Origin of the sequence: Nisaea nitritireducens, assembly GCF_014904795.1 — a bacterium.
In the GTDB taxonomy this organism is placed as follows: Bacteria; Pseudomonadota; Alphaproteobacteria; order Thalassobaculales; family Thalassobaculaceae; genus Nisaea; species Nisaea nitritireducens.
Window position 1 is genome coordinate 71,636 of the sequence record NZ_JACZFS010000024.1, and the last position, 16,803, is coordinate 88,438.

Below are 16,803 nucleotides of genomic sequence, written 5' to 3' on the forward strand. Positions count from 1 at the left end.
AGCGATGATCGTCTGCCGCAGCAAATCCGGTAAAAGCCTGTTCGTCATGGGGCTCGGCCTCAGCGGGCTGGCCACGGTCGAGGCGCTTGTCGCCGGCGGCGCGATCGTCATTGCCTGGGACGACCGGGAAGACCGGCGCGCCGAGGCCGCACGCCTAGGCGCGAGGATCGAAAACCCGGATCAGGCGGACTGGAACGGCATTGACGCTCTCGTGCTCAGCCCCGGCATCCCGCATACCCATCCGGCGCCGCACCCGGCCGCCGCGCACGCCAGGGCGGCAGGCATCGCCATCATCGGCGATGTCGAACTGCTGCTGGCGGAATGCCCGGACGCCAAAATCGTCGCCATCACCGGGACGAACGGTAAATCCACCACGACGGCGCTGATCGGCCACATCTTCAAGGCCGCAGGAAAGCAGGCCGAAGTCGGCGGCAATCTCGGCACCCCGGTGCTGTCCTTCGCGCCGCTCGGTGCGGACGGCACCTATATCCTGGAGCTTAGCTCCTACCAGCTTGAGCTGACGCCGTCGCTGGCACCGGATATCGCCATTCTGCTGAACATCTCGCCGGACCATCTGGAACGGCATGGCGGGCTGGCGGGTTATATCGCCGCGAAGCAGCGGATCTTCGCCAATCAGGCAGCGGGCGCGACGGCGATTGTCGGTATCGACGATGCCGATGCCGCCGCCATCGCGGACACGCTGGCACAGGTGATCCGGATTTCAGGCAACGACAACGAAACCGCCGATATCCTCTCGGCCGGCACCCGGCTCGTCGAGGGCGACAAAATTCTGCACGATCTGGCCGCCGCGCGCACCCTTCCCGGCGCGCACAACCACCAGAATGCCGCAGCCGCCTTTGCCGCGGCCCGCGCCGCCGGCATCGCCGGAGACGTGATTGCCAAGGCGATCGACAGTTTCCCCGGCCTTGCCCATCGTCAGGAGCTGGTCGCCGAGTGCGGCGGTGTCCGCTATGTGAATGACAGCAAGGCGACCAATGCCGATGCGACGGAACGCGCGCTTGGCTGCTACGCGCCGATCTACTGGGTCGCCGGTGGCCTGGCCAAGGAAGGCGGTATCGCGCCGCTGAAACCCTATTTCCCGCGCATCCGCCACGCCTTCCTGATCGGCGAGTCCGCAGCCAAATTCGGCGAGACTCTGGGTGAAGCCGTCCCGCACACATCCTGCGGCACGCTCGACAAGGCCGTCGCGGCCGCGCACCAGATGGCCAAGACAGAGCATCTGGACGGCGCGACGCTGCTGCTGTCCCCCGCCGCCGCCTCCTGGGACCAGTTCGACAATTTCGAGCAGCGCGGCGACCGGTTCCGTGACCAGGTACTGCAGCTGACCTCCGGCGCAAAATGCGGGGAGGCACGGCCATGAGCTCGATCGCCCGCACCGATACAAGCATCCTCGGTCGCTGGTGGTGGACCGTGGACCGCTGGACCTCCGGCGCCCTGCTGCTGATCATTCTGTTCGGCGCTCTGATGATCTTTGCCGCCAGCCCGTCTGTGGCGGAACGCATCGGGCTCGACAGCTACCATTTCGTGCGCCGCCAGCTGATGCTGCTGCCGGTCGCTGCCGGCATTCTGTTCGTCTGCTCGCTGATGACGCCGCTGCAGGTCCGCCGGATCGCGGTCGTCGGCTTCATCGGCTGCCTCGGCCTGATGGTCCTGACCCTGATGTTCGGCGCCGAGATCAAGGGCGCCCGGCGCTGGCTCTCGATCGGCGGCTTCTCGCTGCAGACCTCGGAATTCCTGAAGCCCTGCTTCGCTGTCGTGGCCGCCTGGATGTTCTCCGAATGGCGCAAGGATAACGGTTTTCCGGGGCAGTGGATCGCCATCGTCCTGTACAGCGTCGTCATCTCTCTCCTGCTTATGCAGCCGGATCTCGGGCAGACCGTGGTGATCTCTCTCGTCTGGTTCGGCCAGTTCTTCCTGGCCGGTCTGCCGATGATGTTTGTCGGCGGCGCCATGCTGTGCGGTGCCGGCGGGATGGTCGCGGCCTATTTCCTGTTCCCGCACGTAAACGACCGGATCAACCGCTTCCTCGATCCCGCCGCCGGCGACAGCTACCAGGTCGAACGCTCGCTGGAGGCTTTCCGTAATGGCGGTCTGCTCGGCACCGGCCCCGGCGAAGGTCAGGTGAAAGCCTATCTGCCGGACGCCCATGCCGATTTCGTCTTCTCCGTCACCGGCGAAGAATTCGGCGCCATCGTCTGCATCCTGCTGATCTCCCTGTTCGCCTTCGTGGTGCTGCGCGGTTTCGCCCGGCTGTTCGCCGAGCAGAGCCTGTTCGTGCTGCTGGCCGGCGCCGGTCTGCTGGCCCAGTTCGGCCTGCAGGCGCTGATCCACATGGCCTCCGCCCTGCAGCTCATGCCCGCGAAAGGCATGACCCTGCCCTTCATCAGCTATGGCGGCTCCTCCCTGCTGGCGCTGGCGCTGGGCATGGGCCTGATGCTCGCCCTGACCCGCAGCCGCGCGGGCCGGATGGAGGCGCTATGACCGGCAAGACCGTCATTCTCGCCGCCGGCGGCACCGGCGGGCACATCTTCCCCGCCCTCTCCCTCGGCGAAGCCCTGTTGCGCCGTGGTGTCTCCGTCGCGCTCGTCACCGATGACCGGGGCGGACGTTTCGAGGGCGAGAACCCGGATATCGCCGTCCGCCGCATCCGCGCCGCCAGCCCGAGCAAGGGCGGCATGGCCGGCAAGGCGAAAGCAATCATCGAGCTTGGTTTCGGCGCCGTGCAGTCTGCGCTGCACCTGAAGAATCTGAACGCGGCCATCGCGGTCGGCTTCGGCGGCTATCCCTCGGTGCCGACCGTGCGGGCCGCCGCCTTCCTCGGCCTGCCCGTGGTGCTGCACGAACAGAACGCCGTGCTCGGCCGGGCCAACCGGTTCCTCGCCCCGCATGCCCGGAAGATCGCCACATCTTTCCGCGAGATGACCAATCTCTCGGCGAACGAAACGGCGAAATGTCATTTCACCGGCAACCCGGTCCGCCCCGCCGCGCTCGCCCTGCGCGGCGAGAAGGAGCCGTCGGGCGACGGGCGCCTCAACCTGCTGGTCTTTGGCGGCAGCCAGGGCGCGACCGTGTTCTCCACCGTTGTTCCGGAAGCCATCGCCGGTCTGCCGGCCGACCTGCTGCCGCGCCTGCGCATCACCCAGCAGAGCCGGGCCGAGGATGCCGACCGGGTGAAGGCCCGGTACAGCGCGCTCGGCGTTGCCGCCGACGTGCGGCCGTTCTTCGACGACCTGCCGGACCGCATGGCCTCGGCGGATCTCGTCATCGCCCGCTCCGGCGCCTCGACCATCGCCGAGCTGACCGCAATCGGCCGCCCCTCCATCCTGGTGCCCTATCCGAGCGCCGCCGACGATCATCAGACTGCCAACGCCGAAGCCTGCCAGGCGACGGGCGCGGCCTGGATGATGCCGGAGCCGGATGACTTCACCGCCGAGAAACTGGCTGGCTCCCTGCTCGGCCTGCTGAAGGCGCCGGACAGGCTGCAGCGCGCCGCCGACGCCGCGCGCGTCGCCGGCACACCGGATGCAGCCGACCGCCTCGCCGATCTCGTTATCGCCACCGCGCCGGCGCTCTCCGCCGCGGCAGGCTCTGTCCAGCAAGGAAGTGCCGCATGAGAGAGATGCCGCTCAACATTGGCACCATCCACTTCACCGGTATCGGCGGCATCGGCATGTCCGGCATCGCCGAAGTGCTGCACAATCTCGGCTATTCGGTGCAGGGCAGCGACCTGTCCGAGAACCCGAATGTCAGCCGCCTGAAGAAACTCGGCATCACGGTGTTCGTCGGCCAGCAGGCCTCGAATATCGACGACGCCTCGATCCTGGTGATTTCCACCGCCATCAAACCGGACAACCCGGAGCTTCTGGCCGCCCGCGAGCGCATGCTGCCGGTCGTCCACCGCTCCGAGATGCTGGGCGAGCTGATGCGGCTGAAATGGTCCATCGCCTGTGCCGGCACCCACGGCAAGACCACGACCACCTCCCTGGTCGCCGCCATGCTGGATGGCGCCGGGATGGACCCGACCGTGATCAATGGCGGCATCATCAACGCCTACGGCACCAATGCCCGGCTCGGCTCAGGCGACTGGATGGTGGTCGAGGCTGACGAAAGCGACGGCAGCTTCAACCGGCTCCCCGCGACCATTGCCGTGGTCACCAACATCGATCCCGAGCATCTCGATTTCCATGGCGATTTCGACAAGCTGCAGGAAGCCTTCCGGGCTTTTGTCGCGAATATTCCGTTCTACGGCTTCGCCACCATGTGCATCGACCACCCGACGGTGCAGAAGCTGATCCCGCGGGTCTCCGACCGCCGCATCATTACCTACGGTTTCTCGCCGCAGGCCGATATCCGCGCCAGCAATCTGGAGATCACCAGCTCCGGCGCGAAATTCAACGTCATTGTTGCCGACCGTGCGCATGACAGCGAACGGGTGCTGGAAGGCATCGCGCTGCCGATGTACGGCCAGCACAATGTCTCCAATGCGCTCGCCGCCATCGCCATTGCCCTCGAAATGGACATGAGCGACGACCAGATCCGCAAATCCCTTGCCGGCTTCAGTGGCGTCAAGCGGCGCTTCACCAAGACCGGCGAGGCGGGCGGTATTTCCGTGATCGACGATTACGGCCACCACCCGGTCGAAATCAGCGCCGTGCTGTCCGCCGCCCGTTCCGCCTGCCCGGACGGCCGGGTCTATGCCGTCGTGCAACCGCACCGCTATTCCCGCCTGCATGACCTGTTCGAGGATTTCTGCGCCTGCTTCAACGACGCGGACGGCGTAATCGTCGCGGACGTCTACGCCGCCGGTGAAGAGCCGATCAAGGGCGCCGACCGGGACAGTCTGGTCGCCGGTCTGCGCGCCCGTGGCCATCGCCATGTCTACCCGCTGCAAGCCCCCGAGGAACTGGCCGGACGGATTGCCGAGCTGGCCGAACCCGGCGACATGGTGGTCTGCCTCGGCGCCGGAAACATCACCAATTGGGCACAGGCTCTCCCGGCCCAGCTCGAACACGTCATCGGCGGCACCAGCACGGCTGCCGGGAAGGACGGGCAATGATCATGGCCGCCCTTCGCTCAGATACGCACCCCTCCCTGATCGAGCGCCTGCCGCAGGTCCGCGGCCGCTATCAGGAGAATGTCGATCTGGCACCACAGACCTGGTTCCGCGTTGGCGGTCCGGCCGAAGTCGTGTTCCGCCCGGCGGATGCGGAAGACCTGGCAACCTTCATGCGCGGCAAACCGGAGAACGTTCCGGTCACGGTGATCGGCGTCACATCGAACCTGCTGATCCGGGACGGCGGCATCCCGGGCGTCGTCATCCGGCTCGGCAAGGGTTTCAACCAGATCGACTTCGACACCGACACGGTGACGGCCGGCGCGGCCGTACTCGACCTCAATCTCGCCAAGGCCGCTCTCGCCGAAGGCCGCACCGGGCTCGCTTTCATGTCCGGCATTCCGGGCTCCATCGGCGGCGGGCTGCGGATGAATGCGGGCGCCTATGGCGGCGAATTCAAGGATGTCCTGTTCTCTGCCGAGCTGGTGACCGGCGACGGCATCCTGCGCCGGGTTCCGGCTGGTACCCTCGGCATGTCCTACCGTCACTCGGACGCACCGGCGGACTGGATTTTCACCGCAGCCACCTTCCTTGCTCCGGCAGGAGACCGGGACGTGGTCGCCGCGGCAATGGACGAGATCAAGCGCTCCCGCGAGGCCAGCCAGCCGATCCGCGAACGCACCGGCGGCAGCACCTTCGCCAATCCGGAAGGCCACAAATCCTGGCAGCTGATCGACGCGGCCGGGTGCCGTGGCCTCCAGATCGGCGGCGCCATGGTGTCCGAAAAGCACTGCAACTTCCTGATCAACACCGGCACCGCGACCGCAGCAGATATCGAAATTCTGGGCGAGGAAGTCCGCCGCAGGGTGAAACAGACCAGCGGCATCGAACTGCGCTGGGAAATCCGCCGCATCGGCGTCGGCGGAACCGCCAACAACACGCAGCGGGGAGACGGCTCATGAGCAAGCATGTCGCGGTTCTGATGGGCGGCTGGTCCGCCGAACGCGAAGTTTCCCTCTCCAGCGGCCGCGAATGCGCCAAGGCGCTGCGCGAAGCCGGCTACCGGGTGACCGAAGTCGATGTCGACCGCAGCATTCCGTTCCGTCTTGCCGAGCTGAAGCCGGATGTCTGCTTCAACGCGCTGCATGGCCGGATTGGCGAGGATGGCAACATCCAGGGTCTGCTGAACATTCTCGACATTCCCTACACCCATTCCGGGGTCGAGGCCTCCGCCATCGCCATGGACAAGCCGCGCGCGAAGGAACTGTTCATGCGGGCCGGGCTGAAATGCCCGCCGGGTGTCGTCCGCTCCCGCGCCGAGGCGCTTGAGAGCGAGGCCATGAAGCGTCCCTACGTGCTGAAGCCGATCGACCAGGGCTCCAGCCTCGGCGTGCATATCGTCCGCCCCGGCGACAATTACAGCCCGACAGCGGAAGACTGGCCGTTCGGCGACATCGTGCTTGAGGAAAAATTCATTGCCGGACGGGAGCTAACCGTTGCCGTTCTTGATGGCGGCGCCCTTGCGGTGACCGAGATCACGTCGGAGCACGGCTTCTACGATTACGATGCCAAATACGCCGATGGCGGCTCGATCCATATTCTCCCGGCGCACCTGCCCGAGGCAATCACGAGCCGCGTCCTGGAGATGGCCGAGCAAGCACATGCCACCCTCGGGTGCCGGGGTGTCAGCCGGGCCGATTTCCGCTTTGACGATACCGGCGACGATGTCGGCCCCGGCGACCTCTACCTGCTGGAAATCAACACCCAGCCGGGCATGACCCCGACCTCTCTTGTGCCGGAACAGGCCGGGTTTCGCGGCATGAACTTCCCCGCGCTCTGCGCCAAGCTGGTGGAGGACGCGCAATGCGACTACTGAGCGCCGGCAAAGGCAAGGCTAACAAGAAAACCGCAACCGCCCGGCGGCGCCAGACCCGGCGCCCCAGGCTGTCGGCCCGGCGCATGCGTCAGGTGTTGATCGGCACCGGGTTCGCGACACTGACCGCCATCGTCGCCGCCAGCGGCTGGCATGCGGCCCGCACCGGAGCCGTGGACGAAGCGGCCCGGATGATCGACACGGTCGGCACGGAGATCTCCAACGAACTCGGTCTCGTGGTTTCCGACATTCTGGTCGAAGGCCGTTACCGGACCGAACGCAGCGCTCTGGTTACGGCGATTGCGACGGACCGCGGCGCGCCGATCCTCGGCATCAATCTCGCTGCGCTTAAAACCCGTATCGATGCCCTGCCCTGGGTGCGCACCGCTGCGGTCGAAAGGCGCCTGCCCGACACCCTGTTCGTCCGCCTTGAGGAACGCACACCGCTGGCTCTGTGGCAGCGTGACGGCGCCCTGACCCTGATCGACGACCGGGGCGTCGAGGTGCCGGGCCAGAACCCGCGCCGCTTCGCCGACCTGCCGATCGTGGTCGGTGCCGATGCACCGGCCCGCGCCAATGAATTCCTCTCCCTGCTGTCTGGCGAGCCGGACCTGAAGCAGCGCGTCCGCGCCGTCACCTGGATCGGCGAGCGGCGCTGGAATGTCCGTCTGGATACCGGCGTCGATATCGAGTTGCCGGAGCACGCGCCGGACAAGGCCTGGGCCCATCTCGCCAAGCTGCAGCGCGACCATGGAGTGCTCAACCGGGACGTCATCGCCATCGACCTGCGCCTGCCCAACCAGCTCGTCGTCCGGGTAGCACCGAATGTAACCAGCCGCCTCCGGAATCCGGGGAAAGACACCTGATGCGCAAGAGCCTCGCCAAGCCCAGGACCGGCACCGTCGCGATCCTCGACATCGGATCGACGAAGATCTGCTGCCTGATCGCGCGGATCGGCGAGACCGGCACGCGGGCCGAACATCATGGTGAAAAATCCCCGAGCCTGCCCGGGATCCGGGTTATCGGTATCGGCCATCAGGTCGCTCGCGGCATCCGCAGTGGTACGGTCGTTGACATGGCCGAGGCCGAGGAGTGCGTCCGCGCCGCCGTGCATGCCGCGGAAAAGATGGCGGACGAAACCATCCAGCGCGTCTTCGTCAATCTCTCCGGCGGCTATCCGCATTCCCAGACAGTCGGCGTCGAAGTCTCCATCGGCGGGCAGGAAGTCGGCGATTCCGACGTGCGCCGCATCCTCAGCCAATGGCAGAAGGTCGAGGTCGAGGCGGACCGCCAGCTCATCCATTCGATCCCGGTCGGTTTTTCCATCGACGGCAGCCGCGGCATCCGCGATCCGCGCGGCATGTGCGGCGACCGGCTCGGCGCCAACATGCATCTGGTGACCGCCGCCTCCAGCGCGGTGCGGAACATCGCCAGCGTGGTTGAGCGCTGCCATCTCGGCATCGAGGCTTTCGTGGTCTCGCCCTATGCCTCCGGGCTCTCCTGTCTGGTCGAGGACGAGCGCGATCTCGGCGTCACCGTCATCGACATGGGCGGCGGCACCACCACCATGGCCGTCTTCTTCGACGGCAGCGTGATCTATACCGACTGCGTGCCGGTCGGCGGTGCCCATATCACCAGTGACATCGCCCGCGGCCTCGCCACCCCGGTACACGAGGCCGAGCGCCTTAAAACGCTCTATGGCAGCGCCATTCCCTCCAGCCTCGACGAGCGCGAAGTGATCGATGTGCCGCTGGTCGGCGAGCAGGACGAGAACCATCCCAATCACGTTCCGAAATCCCTCCTGATCCGGATCATCCATCCGCGTCTGGAGGAAACCTTCGAGCTTGTCCGCAACCGGCTGGAAGCCAGCGGTTTCGACAAGGTCGCCGGCCGCCGCGTGGTGATCACGGGCGGCGCGAGCCAGATGCCGGGCATCCGGGATCTGGCACAGGAAATCCTGGACAAGCAGGTCCGACTGGGCCGGCCGATCCGGGTGAACGGGCTGGCGGATGTCGCCAGCGGTCCGGCCTTCGCGACGAGCGCCGGACTGCTTGCCTATGCCGCCGACCCGGCACTTGACGCGTCCCGCCAAGGGCACGTCGCCAACAAGGAGACCGGAGGCGGCCTGTTCGGCCGTGTCCACTCCTGGCTGAGGGAGAACTTCTAATGCAGCAATTCCGGTTCACACCCAACGCACTGTCAGGCCCGTGCCCGACACGCCCGGCCGAAAGGCCGCGCCGTGACCAGACCACCAGTGACCAGACCAAACCAGAACAGTACCCGGCCAGAAGGCCCAAATCCCGCGTGCTCCCCCAGGCGCGCATCCCCCAGACAACCCTCTAACGCGAGATCAGGAGGCCACCAATGACCATCAATATCTCAGTCCCGAACGATGACGATAACGAACTGAAGCCGCGGATTAGCGTCGTCGGCATCGGCGGTGCGGGCGGCAATGCCGTCAACAACATGATCCGCTCCAATCTCGAAGGTGTCGAATTCATCGTCACCAACACCGACGCCCAGGCGCTGAAACAGTCGCTGGCCGATCGCACCATCCAGCTCGGTCACGGCGTGACCCAGGGCCTCGGTGCCGGCTCCCGTCCGGAAGTCGGCCGGGCGGCCGCCGAAGAGGCGATCGAAGACATCATGGACAACCTGCGCGAAAGCAACATGGTGTTCATCACGGCCGGCATGGGCGGCGGCACCGGTTCCGGCGCCGCTCCGGTGATCGCGCAGACGGCCCGTGAAAACGGCATCCTGACCGTCGGCGTGGTGACCAAGCCATTCCACTTCGAAGGCCAGCACCGGATGCGGATCGCGGATCAGGCGATCGAGGAGCTGACCCAGTATGTCGACACCCTGATCATCATCCCGAACCAGAATCTGTTCCGGGTGGCGAACGAGAAGACCACCTTCGCCGACGCCTTCAACATGGCCGACGACGTGCTGCATTCCGGTGTACGCGGTGTTACCGACCTGATGATCATGCCCGGCCTGATCAACCTCGACTTCGCCGACATCCGTACGGTGATGAGCGAGATGGGCAAGGCAATGATGGGCACCGGCGAAGCGAGTGGCGAGAAGCGCGCCGTCGACGCCGCCGAGGCCGCGATCAATAACCCGCTGCTCGAGGACACCACGATGAAGGGTGCCCGCGGCGTGCTGATCAACATCACCGGCGGCATGGACATGACCCTGTTCGAGGTCGACGAAGCCGCCAACCGCATCCGCGAGGAAGTCGATCCGGAAGCCAACATCATCTTCGGCTCCACCTTCGACGAGAAGATGGAAGGCACCATGCGGGTCTCCGTCGTCGCCACCGGCATCGCCGCCGAGGGCATGGCGCAGAAACGCCCGCCGCTGACCGTGGTTCCGACCAAGGCGAAAGCCGCACCGGTGAAGCCGGCAGCCGACTCTGCCATCTCCGCCACGTCGGCACCGAGCGCACCGGTCGGGGATATCCCGGCCATCTCGGCAAAAAACGAAACGGTTCATGTCGCAGGTAATACCCTGGTGATCGGTGAAACCGACCTCGACGACGCGGCGCTTACCGCCCAAACCCAGGCCGACACAGCCCGGGCCGAAGCGGAAGCACCGGCACCGGTTGCGGCCGAGCCGAAGGCGAACGACACGTTCATCGCACCGCCGCCGGCGGTTCCCGAAACCAAGGCGAGCCATGAGCCGGACCCGTTCCAGGCTGCGGCCATGGCGAATGCCGGCCGTCGCGAGGACACGGGCGCCGACAAGGCACCGAGCCTGTTCACCCGGATGACCGGCATGGTCGGCAAGAAGCCGGTCGAGCCCGCTCCTGAAGCCAACCCGCAGCGTTTCGTGGACGTCAATGCGGCCGAACCGAAACAGGCCCGCCTCGGCGCTTTGGACCAGTCGGAACGGGTTGCACCGGCACGCCAGGATGACGATCTCCTGGACATTCCGGCCTTCCTCCGCAGACAGGCGAACTAACCCTGAATTTACGCCGCTAAATCAGTGCATTACGGCGTAACATTCAGTCATAAAGAGTGATTTGAGAGCCCCGGGAGATATTGATACATCTTCCGGGGCTTATATTTTTATTTACCAATATTCCGACCCTGATTTTCCGAGAAATCGGAACGAATGGCCCAGGTCGGCGTCAGGAGCATCCTTGTGATTGCGCAACAGACCTTGAAGACGAGTATCTCTTGCCGGGGTGTCGGGCTGCATGGCGGTGTCGACTGCATAATGACACTGCATCCCGCTGCTGCCGATCACGGCATTGTCTTCAAGCGCACCGATGTCTCCGGCAAGGACCCGCTGGTCCCCGCCCGCTGGGACATGGTGCATGACGCCACCATGTGCACCCGGCTGCAAAACAATGACGGCGTGACGGTCTCCACGGTCGAGCATCTGATGGCGGCGCTTGCCGGCTGCCGCATCGACAACGCCCTGATCGAGATCGACGGGCCGGAAGTGCCGATCATGGACGGCAGCTCCGAGCCGTTCGTGCTGCTGATCGAATGCGCCGGCACCGCCCCCCTCGCCGCGCCGCGCCGCGCCATCCGGATTCTGAAGACCGTCAGTGCCCAGGACGACAAGCGCCGGATCGAGATCTCCCCGGACGATCACTTCTCGGTTAATTTCGAGATTGAGTTCGACAGTGCCGCGATCACCGAGAAAAGCCTCGACGTGAAGCTGGTCAACGGCACCTTCAACGAAACCATCAGCGGCGCCCGCACCTTCGGCTTCATGCAGGATATCGACCGCCTGCGCGCCGCCGGCCTCGGTCGGGGCGGCAATCTCGACAATGTCGTGATCGTCGACGGCGACACGATCCTCAACGAGGGTGGCCTGCGCTTCAAGGACGAGTTCGTCCGGCACAAGATCCTCGATTGCGTCGGCGATCTCTATCTCGCCGGTGCGCCGATTCTCGGCCGCGTCGATGCATCCAAGTCCGGGCACCTGTTCAACAACAAGCTGCTCCGGACCCTGTTCGCGGACGAGACCGCTTGGGAGCTGGTCGAGTTGACCCCTGAGATGGCTGCGGCGGACCACGATCATCCGTTGCTTGCCGCGACCGCGTAACTCCTCTATCCCAACAGTGTTATTCGGCGGGTACCTGCCGGGAAGCGGATTCCTCCGCAAGCCCCTTGGCGTCGGCGCCCGGGAGCCGTATTTTCTTGAGGACACATGTCCGGGGAAATCCGATGAAGTTCGCCTTTGGTGATTTTGGCCCGCTGCGGCTGAAGAACCTTGCTCTGCTGACCTGCGTGCTGGCCCTTGCGGCCTGCAGCGATGACAAGCAGAAGCTGGAATATGTCGAGCGCCCGGTCGAGGAGCTCTACAACGAGGCCGTCGATAGCGCGCTGGAAGGCGACTATAAGAAAGCCGCGCCGCTGTTCGATGAGGTCGAGCGTCAGCATCCCTATTCGGTCTGGGCGACGCAGGCCCAGATCATGGCCGCCTATTCCCTCTATCAGAGCAACAAGTACGACGAAGCGATCAACGCTCTGGACCGGTTCATCCAGCTGAACCCGAGTAACCAGAACGTCGACTATGCCTATTATCTGAAAGGCCTCAGCTACTACGAGCAGATCGTCGATGTCGGTCGCGACCAAAAGCTGACCAGGAACGCCATGGATACGCTGCAGGAGCTCGTGCAGCGCTTTCCGGAAAGCCAGTATTCCCGCGACGCCCTGCTGAAACTCGATCTGACCCGGAACCATCTGGCCGGCAAGGAAATGGAAATCGGGCGGTTCTATCTCCGTCAGGGCAAGTATCTCGCCGCCATAAACCGGTTCAAGAGCGTGGTCGAGAATTACGACACGACCGCTCAGGTCCCCGAGGCGCTGCATCGCCTGACCGAGGCCTACAGCGCCCTCGGCCTGTATGAGCAGGCGGAACGTACGGCTGCCGTGCTCGGGCATAACTACCCGGGCAGCGAATGGTACCAGGACAGCTACGCCCTGATGACCACCGGCGCCAATCGCGGCGCGGGAGCGGACGATGACGGGCTCCTCGGTCTTGATCTCTGGATATTCTGATCAGCCATGCTGACCAGCCTCACGATCCGCGATGTGGTGCTGATCGACAGGCTCGACCTCGCGTTCGGGCCCGGTCTTTCCGTTCTCACTGGGGAAACTGGCGCCGGTAAATCCATCCTGCTTGACGCGCTCGGCCTCGCCCTCGGCGCACGGGCCGACAGCGGCCTCGTCCGAAACGGCGCAAAACAGGCTGTCGTCACCGCAAGTTTCGACGTGCCGGACGGGCACGGCTCCGCCGATATCCTGGAAGAAATGGGCATAGAGGTTGACGGCCCGGTGATCCTGCGCCGGATCGTCACGGCAGACGGCCGCAGCCGCGCCTTCGCCAATGACGAGCCGGTCAATGTCGCCACCCTCAAGCGTCTCGGGGAAACCCTGGTCGAGATCCAGGGCCAGTTCGACCAACGCGGCCTGATGGACCCGGCAACCCATCGTGACACCCTCGACGACTATGGTGGACACGGACCGTTGCAGGCAGCCGTCCGTACAGCCCATGCGGCCTGGAGCGAAGCCCGCTCGGCCCATCAGAGGGCCCGCGAAGAGCTGGAACGCGCCCGTACCGAAGAAGACCTGCTGCGGCACAATGTCGAGGAACTGGATGCGGCCCAGCCTGAAGATGGCGAGGAAAGCCGTCTCGCCCAGGACCGCACCCTGCTGGCCAACGCCGCCCAGATCCTGGAAGCAATGAACGCCGCCGTCGGCGCCCTGCAGAACGAAGACGGTGCTGACCGGGCCGTCGCCGGGGCCCAGCGCAGCCTCGAACGGGTGCACGACCGGGCTGGGGACAAGCTCGACGCCGTGCTCGAAGGCCTAGATCGCGCCGCCGCCGAGATACAGGAAGCCCAGCACGCCCTGACACAGATCGCCTCCGACGTGGACGCGGATTCCGGCCGGCTGGAAGAAGTCGACGACCGGCTGCATCTGCTGCGCGGTCTTGCCCGCAAGCACGACACCGAAGCCGACCGGTTGCCGGAGATACATCGCGCCCTTTCCGCCCGTCTGGCCGCGCTGGACGATGCCGGCGGCGGGCTCGCCGATCTGGCCCGGGCGGAACAGGACGCCCGCGATGCCTATGCAAAGGCCGCCGAGGCGCTGACCGCCGCACGCACGAAGGCCGCCGCCAAGCTCGATACTGCAATCACCACCGAACTCGGCCCACTGAAGCTCGACAAAGCGACAGTGAAAACCCGGCTCGACCCCCAGCCCGAAGCCGAATGGGGCGCGGGCGGCATGGAGCGGGTCAGCTTCCTGATCTCGACGAATCCCGGCGCACCGCTCGGCCCGCTCGGACGGATCGCGTCCGGCGGCGAGCTTTCGCGCTTCCTGCTTGCCCTTAAAGTCGTGCTGTCCGAGGCCAACCCGGTTTCAACGCTGGTGTTCGACGAGGTCGATAGCGGTGTCGGCGGAGCTGTCGCGGCAGCCGTCGGAGAGCGCCTGTCACGCCTCGGCATCGACACGCAGGTTCTTGTCGTCACCCACTCCCCGCAGGTCGCCGCCCGCGGTATCCGGCACTGGCATGTCGCCAAGCAGGCCGACGGCGAGCTGGTGAAGACCGCTGTCTCCCAGCTTGAGACCAGCGAGCGCCGCGAGGAGTTGGCCCGCATGCTTTCCGGCGCGACCGTGACGGACGAAGCCCGTGCAGCGGCCGACAGCCTTCTCAACCCAGCCTGAGGACAGACTGCGATGACCGCCCCGGAAACCAGCAAACCGGTTGAAGCCCTCAGTCGCGACGAAGCGGATTTCGAGCTTCGCATCCTCGCCGCCCAGATCGAGAAGCACGACAAGCTTTACCATCAGAAAGACACGCCGGAGATCAGCGACGCAGACTATGACGCCATGCGCCGCCGGAACGAGGCGCTCGAAGAAGCTTTTCCAGACCTGATCCGCCCGAACAGCCCGTCGAAGCGGGTCGGCGCCGCGCCGTCCGCCGGCTTCTCCAAGGTCCGGCACAAGAAGCCGATGCTGTCCCTGTCGAACGCGTTTTCGGACGAGGATGTGACGGACTTCGTCGCCCGCATCCGGCGCTTTCTCAGCCTCGGCGAGGATGCCCCCGTGGCTCTTGTTGCCGAGCCCAAGATCGACGGCCTGTCCGCATCGCTACGCTACGAGAACGGCACGTTCGTGCAGGGCGCGACCCGGGGAGACGGCACCGAGGGTGAGGACATCACCCGCAACCTGCAGACCATCGCCGATATCCCGAAAACCCTCCCCGCCGGCGCACCGGCCGTATTCGAGGTACGCGGCGAGGTCTTCATGGGCAAGGCGGAGTTCCGCGCCCTGAACGAACGCCAGGAAGATGCCGGGAAAAAGGTCTTCGCCAACCCGCGCAACGCCGCCGCCGGATCCCTGCGCCAGCTCGATCCGAGCATCACCGCCGAACGCGCTCTGCATTTCTTTGCCTATTCCTGGGGCGAGGTCTCGGAAATGCCCGCCGATACCCAGACCGGTTTTCTGCAGAAGCTGAAGGAATGGGGTTTTACGATCAATCCGATGACGAAGCTCTGCGACGGATCGACAACGGCGCTGGAAGCCTACCGTGCCATCGGGGAGGCCCGCGCCGGGCTCGATTACGATATCGACGGCGTCGTCTACAAGGTCGACCGGCTGGACTGGCAGGAGCGGCTCGGCATGGTCAGCCGGGCGCCGCGCTGGGCCATCGCCCACAAATTCCCCGCCGAGCAGGCCGAGACCGTGCTTGAAGGCATCGACATACAGGTCGGCCGCACCGGCGCCCTCACCCCGGTCGCCCGGTTGACGCCGATCACGGTCGGCGGTGTCGTGGTCTCGAACGCCACCCTGCATAACGAGGACGAGATCCAGCGCAAGGGCGTGCGGATAGGCGACACGGTTGTCATCCAGCGGGCCGGCGACGTCATCCCGCAAGTCGTCCGCGTTATAGAAGAAAAGCGCCCGGCCGATGCGGTGCCCTACGACTTCCCCGATCATTGCCCGGTTTGCGGCAGCGAGGCCGTACGTCCCGAGGGCGAAGCGATCCGGCGCTGCACCGGCGGCCTGATCTGCGCCGCCCAGGCGGTTGAGCGGCTGAAGCATTTCGTCTCCCGCGACGCCTTTGATATCGAGGGGTTGGGGGCAAAGCAGGTCGAGGCCTTTTACGAGGACGGTCTGATTACACAACCAGGCGATATCTTCCGTCTGAAGGACCGGGCCGAAGAGATTTCAACCCGTGAAGGCTGGGGGGAGAAATCCCTGACCAACCTTCTGGCCGCCATCGAGGACAGGCGCAACATCGGGCTCGACCGCTTTATCTACGCTCTCGGCATTCGCCAGATCGGTCAAGCCACCGCGAAGCTTCTGGCCGCCAACTACGGCACGCTCCCGGCCCTCACCTCCGCCATGCTGGAAGCGTCGAATCCGGAATCGGAAGCCTATGCGAGCCTGATCAATATCGACCAGATCGGCCATTCCGTGGCCACCGACCTCATCGCTTTCTTCCATGAAGACCATAATCGCGCGGTTCTGCAGGATCTCGAAAATGAGCTGGAGATCGAAGCCTTCGAGCTGACCGTGGCCGATGACAGCCCGGTTGCGGGCAAGACCGTGGTCTTCACCGGCACCCTGACAACAGTGAGTCGGGGCGAAGCAAAGGCAAAAGCAGAGGCCCTCGGCGCAAAGGTGGCCGGTTCGGTGTCAAAGAAAACTGACTTTGTAGTGGTTGGCGCCGATGCCGGATCGAAGGCGAGGAAGGCCGAAGAGCTCGGATTGACCATCCTGAGCGAGGATGAATGGCTCGCGATGATCGGCGCAACCAGCTGATTTTGAGTAATTTTTCAAATTCACCCCCACCAGACGACCACCGCATGCCAATCGCCATGCTT

General features: G+C 65.2%; 13 protein-coding genes. All 13 read left to right on the forward strand.

Translation table 11 applies throughout. The features are described from left to right. Positions 1-4: 4 nt before the first annotated feature. The 13 genes from murD (at position 5) to ligA (ending at position 16,741) form a co-directional block, all read left to right on the forward strand. Positions 5-1,381, forward strand: a complete 1,377-nt coding sequence (murD, locus tag IG629_RS09235; RefSeq protein ID WP_193171664.1) for a UDP-N-acetylmuramoyl-L-alanine--D-glutamate ligase — start codon at positions 5-7, stop codon at positions 1,379-1,381. After that, complete coding sequence (locus IG629_RS09240) at positions 1,378-2,502, forward strand: FtsW/RodA/SpoVE family cell cycle protein (RefSeq protein ID WP_193171665.1); 1,125 nt, start codon at positions 1,378-1,380, stop codon at positions 2,500-2,502. The genes murD and IG629_RS09240 overlap by 4 nt, the downstream gene beginning before the upstream one ends. Beyond that, the gene (murG, locus tag IG629_RS09245) at positions 2,499-3,635 is read left to right on the forward strand and encodes an undecaprenyldiphospho-muramoylpentapeptide beta-N-acetylglucosaminyltransferase (RefSeq protein WP_193171666.1); all 1,137 of its coding nucleotides are present in this window, start codon (positions 2,499-2,501) and stop codon (positions 3,633-3,635) included. Before IG629_RS09240 ends, murG begins: the two co-directional genes overlap by 4 nt. Continuing rightward, positions 3,632-5,077 (forward strand): UDP-N-acetylmuramate--L-alanine ligase, encoded by a 1,446-nt coding sequence (gene murC, locus IG629_RS09250; RefSeq protein ID WP_193171667.1) that lies wholly within the window; start codon positions 3,632-3,634, stop codon positions 5,075-5,077. The genes murG and murC overlap by 4 nt, the downstream gene beginning before the upstream one ends. Positions 5,078-5,079: 2 nt before the next feature. Beyond that, positions 5,080-6,036: a UDP-N-acetylmuramate dehydrogenase gene (gene murB, locus IG629_RS09255; protein WP_193171668.1), complete on the forward strand. Its 957-nt coding sequence runs from the start codon at positions 5,080-5,082 to the stop codon at positions 6,034-6,036. Next, a complete protein-coding gene (locus IG629_RS09260; protein ID WP_193171669.1) occupies positions 6,033-6,950 on the forward strand; it encodes a D-alanine--D-alanine ligase in 918 nt (305 codons plus the stop codon). Before murB ends, IG629_RS09260 begins: the two co-directional genes overlap by 4 nt. Beyond that, positions 6,938-7,813 carry a cell division protein FtsQ/DivIB gene (locus tag IG629_RS09265; RefSeq protein WP_193171670.1) on the forward strand — a complete coding sequence of 292 codons (876 nt, stop codon included), beginning with the start codon at positions 6,938-6,940 and terminating at the stop codon, positions 7,811-7,813. Before IG629_RS09260 ends, IG629_RS09265 begins: the two co-directional genes overlap by 13 nt. Continuing rightward, the gene (gene ftsA, locus IG629_RS09270) at positions 7,813-9,114 is read left to right on the forward strand and encodes a cell division protein FtsA (protein ID WP_193171671.1); all 1,302 of its coding nucleotides are present in this window, start codon (positions 7,813-7,815) and stop codon (positions 9,112-9,114) included. The genes IG629_RS09265 and ftsA overlap by 1 nt, the downstream gene beginning before the upstream one ends. Positions 9,115-9,311: 197 nt before the next feature. After that, positions 9,312-10,910, forward strand: a complete 1,599-nt coding sequence (gene ftsZ, locus IG629_RS09275; protein WP_193171672.1) for a cell division protein FtsZ — start codon at positions 9,312-9,314, stop codon at positions 10,908-10,910. A 183-nt stretch (positions 10,911-11,093) separates the two neighbouring features. After that, positions 11,094-12,008 (forward strand): UDP-3-O-acyl-N-acetylglucosamine deacetylase, encoded by a 915-nt coding sequence (lpxC, locus tag IG629_RS09280; protein WP_319025053.1) that lies wholly within the window; start codon positions 11,094-11,096, stop codon positions 12,006-12,008. A 122-nt stretch (positions 12,009-12,130) separates the two neighbouring features. Continuing rightward, a complete protein-coding gene (locus IG629_RS09285) occupies positions 12,131-12,967 on the forward strand; it encodes an outer membrane protein assembly factor BamD (RefSeq protein ID WP_193171674.1) in 837 nt (278 codons plus the stop codon). Between the two features lie 6 nt (positions 12,968-12,973). Then, complete coding sequence (recN, locus tag IG629_RS09290) at positions 12,974-14,638, forward strand: DNA repair protein RecN (RefSeq protein WP_193171675.1); 1,665 nt, start codon at positions 12,974-12,976, stop codon at positions 14,636-14,638. 12 nt (positions 14,639-14,650) lie between these two features. Next, the gene (ligA, locus tag IG629_RS09295) at positions 14,651-16,741 is read left to right on the forward strand and encodes an NAD-dependent DNA ligase LigA (RefSeq protein ID WP_193171676.1); all 2,091 of its coding nucleotides are present in this window, start codon (positions 14,651-14,653) and stop codon (positions 16,739-16,741) included. Positions 16,742-16,803 lie beyond the last annotated feature (62 nt).